The following is a 2739-nucleotide window of genomic DNA, read 5'->3' on the forward strand; positions in this document are numbered from 1 at the left end:
AARNNATTAAATTTTTAAATAAAAGACATAATTAATTAAAATTATAATTTGCTATTAGTATCTTTTTAAAAATATTTACAATTATTTTAATAGGTTATGCAAGAAGTCTAATAAGTTATTTATTTTTCGTGTAGAAAAAAATATCAAGCATTGAGCAAAAACATTGATTTAAGTGAATTAATTCCAGATTATGCTTTTGTTTATAATTCAACTTGGTTTGCTATTTATAGTATTAAAAAAATTCAACGAATGAGAATTAATACAATAAAAAATTTAAATTTTAAACAAGGTACTTTATTAATTGGATTTTATTGATATCGGATTTTTATTAACGGAATTATGCAAACTCGTTGATATAATCTTCCACGAGTATAATAATGTTTTTTAATTTTATAAAATAAAAAAATAAAATAGTTACTTAAATTTATTGTTTTTTACAGAAAATAATGTCTTATAACAAAAAGTCTAGTTAAAATGCAACAATTTTCCAGTTTTCGGTATATAATAGTTTTAGTAGAAAGAGAAGTGAGGATTTTTTATTATGTCAAAAAAACTGCACGGGATAGGTGCCAGCAATGGAATTGCAATTGCCAAAGTTTTTAAATTAGAAGAACCAAAATATGAAATTTCGAATAATACGGTTTCTGATTCGGCAAAAGAAATTAAAATACTAGAAGCAGCAATGCAAAAGGCAAACACAGATATTGAAAAACTACAAAAGATTGCCTTAGACAAATTAGGAGCGGAAAAAGCAGCAATTTTTGAAGCACATAAGGAAATTTTGCGTGATCCAGCAATGATTGATGAAGCAAAAAATATCGTTAAGAGTAATAACAATAATGCAGCATATGCAATTCATACTGTTGCTCAAAAGTTTATTACAATGTTTGCAAGTATGGATGATCCATATTTTAAAGAGCGTGCAGCTGATGTTAAAGATGTAACTGATCGTTTAATTAAGTATATTTTAAATGTTCCGGTCTTAGATTTAGCAACTATTAGTGAAGAAGTTATTATTGTTGCTGAAGATTTAACACCTTCACAAACAGCGCAGTTAAATCCTAAATTTGTGAAAGGATTTAGTTGTGATATGGGGGGGCGTACTAGTCATGCTGCAATTATGGCCCGTAGTCTAGAAATTCCAGCTGTCTTAGGATTAAAAGATATTACAAAACAAGCAAACCATCATGAAATAATTATGATTAATGGAACAACAGGAGAAGTTATCTTAAATCCAACATCGGTGGAGATTAAAACTTGGACAACAGAAAAAGAAAAATTTTTACAATTGCAACAAGAACTATTGGCATTTAAAGATAAACCAACAGTTTCAAAAGATGGATATCAAAAATTTGTTTTAGAAGGAAATATTGGAGCACCAAAAGATGTTCAAGGTGTTTTGGATAATGGTGGGCAAGGAATTGGATTATTTAGAAGTGAGTTCTTATATATGGATAATGACCATTTCCCAACTGAAGATGAGCAATATGAAGCTTATAAAGGTGTTTTGGAAGGAATGCAAGGGCGCCCAGTGATTATTCGAACATTGGATATTGGTGGTGATAAAAAATTATCATATTTTAAATTTCCAGAAGAAATGAACCCATTTTTAGGATATCGTGCGATTCGCCTTTGTTTAGATAAAACAGATGTTTTTCGAACACAATTACGTGCTTTATTACGTGCTAGTGTGCATGGGAAAGCTGGTATTATGTTTCCAATGATTGCGACAGTTGATGAATTTAAAACTGCAAAAAAAATTACCTTAGAAGAAAAAGCAATTTTACTTAAAGAAGGACATAAAGTGGCAGATAATATTGAAATTGGAATGATGATGGAAATTCCAGCAGCAGCAATGTTAGCTGATCAGTTTGCAAAACACGCTGATTTCTTTTCAATTGGAACTAATGATTTAATTCAATATACAATGGCAGCTGATCGAATGAGCCAATTTGTGGCATATTTATACCAACCATATAATCCATCTGTTTTACGTTTAATTAAAACAATTATTGATGGTGCCCATAAAGAAGGAAAATGGGTTGGAATGTGTGGTGAAATGGCTGGAGAGGAACAAACAATTCCGCTTTTAATGGGAATGAAATTAGATTACTTTTCAATGTCTGCCACAAGTATTTTAAATGCGCGTCGTATTATTAGCAAATTAGAAGTTTCGGCAATGGAACAATTAGTAACAGAAGCATTAGAATGCCAAACAGGTGATGAAGTTTTGGCTTTAGTTGAAAAAAGAACAAAAAATGCTTTAGAAGTCTAAAATTTTGATAAAATAACACTATATAGTGTTATTTTTTATTAAAATAGGTGGTTTAAATGATAAATCTAAATACGTATGCAGTAATTGACCTTCCATTACCAGTTTTAATTGCTTTTGTTGTTATTTTTACGGCATTATCAATTATTAGTGAATTTTGATATTGAAGACAATGGTATAAAACACGCCATAATACTAAAAATGATAATTTTGCGGTTAAACAGAAGGTAACAATTCGAGTTGCTTTTCAAAAAAATAAGTATTTAATTTTATTTTTATTATGTTTCTTTTGCTTAATTGGTTCTATTTTGGTTTTAGTTAAACAACTAGTTGGTTTCCCATTGTTTTAAAAATAGCACATAAATTCTTTAATTTTGTCGAAAACTCTTGATATTTATAAAATATACCTAAAATTAGGTATATTTTTAATATATGGAGGTAAATAATTAATGAAAAAAATAATTARA

At 28.6% G+C, this 2739-nt stretch carries 3 protein-coding genes; all 3 read left to right on the top strand.

Going from position 1 to position 2739, the window contains the following annotated elements:
• Positions 1 to 150 precede the first annotated feature (150 nt).
• The 3 genes from EHV01_RS04535 to EHV01_RS04545 all read left to right on the top strand — a co-directional run bounded on the left by EHV01_RS04535 (position 151) and on the right by EHV01_RS04545 (position 2622).
• The gene (locus EHV01_RS04535) at positions 151 to 375 is read left to right on the top strand and encodes a hypothetical protein (RefSeq protein ID WP_415745687.1); all 225 of its coding nucleotides are present in this window, start codon (positions 151 to 153) and stop codon (positions 373 to 375) included.
• Positions 376 to 541: 166 nt separating this feature from the next.
• Positions 542 to 2275: a phosphoenolpyruvate--protein phosphotransferase gene (ptsP, locus tag EHV01_RS04540; RefSeq protein WP_422066403.1), complete on the top strand. Its 1734-nt coding sequence runs from the start codon at positions 542 to 544 to the stop codon at positions 2273 to 2275.
• Between the two features lie 56 nt (positions 2276 to 2331).
• On the top strand, positions 2332 to 2622 hold the full coding sequence (locus EHV01_RS04545) for a hypothetical protein (RefSeq protein WP_422066404.1): 291 nt from the start codon (positions 2332 to 2334) through the stop codon (positions 2620 to 2622).
• Positions 2623 to 2739 lie beyond the last annotated feature (117 nt).

Origin of the sequence: Spiroplasma sp. hy2 (genome assembly GCF_044714365.1) — a bacterium.
GTDB classification, from domain to species: domain Bacteria; phylum Bacillota_I; class Bacilli_A; order Mycoplasmatales; family Mycoplasmataceae; genus Spiroplasma; species Spiroplasma phoeniceum.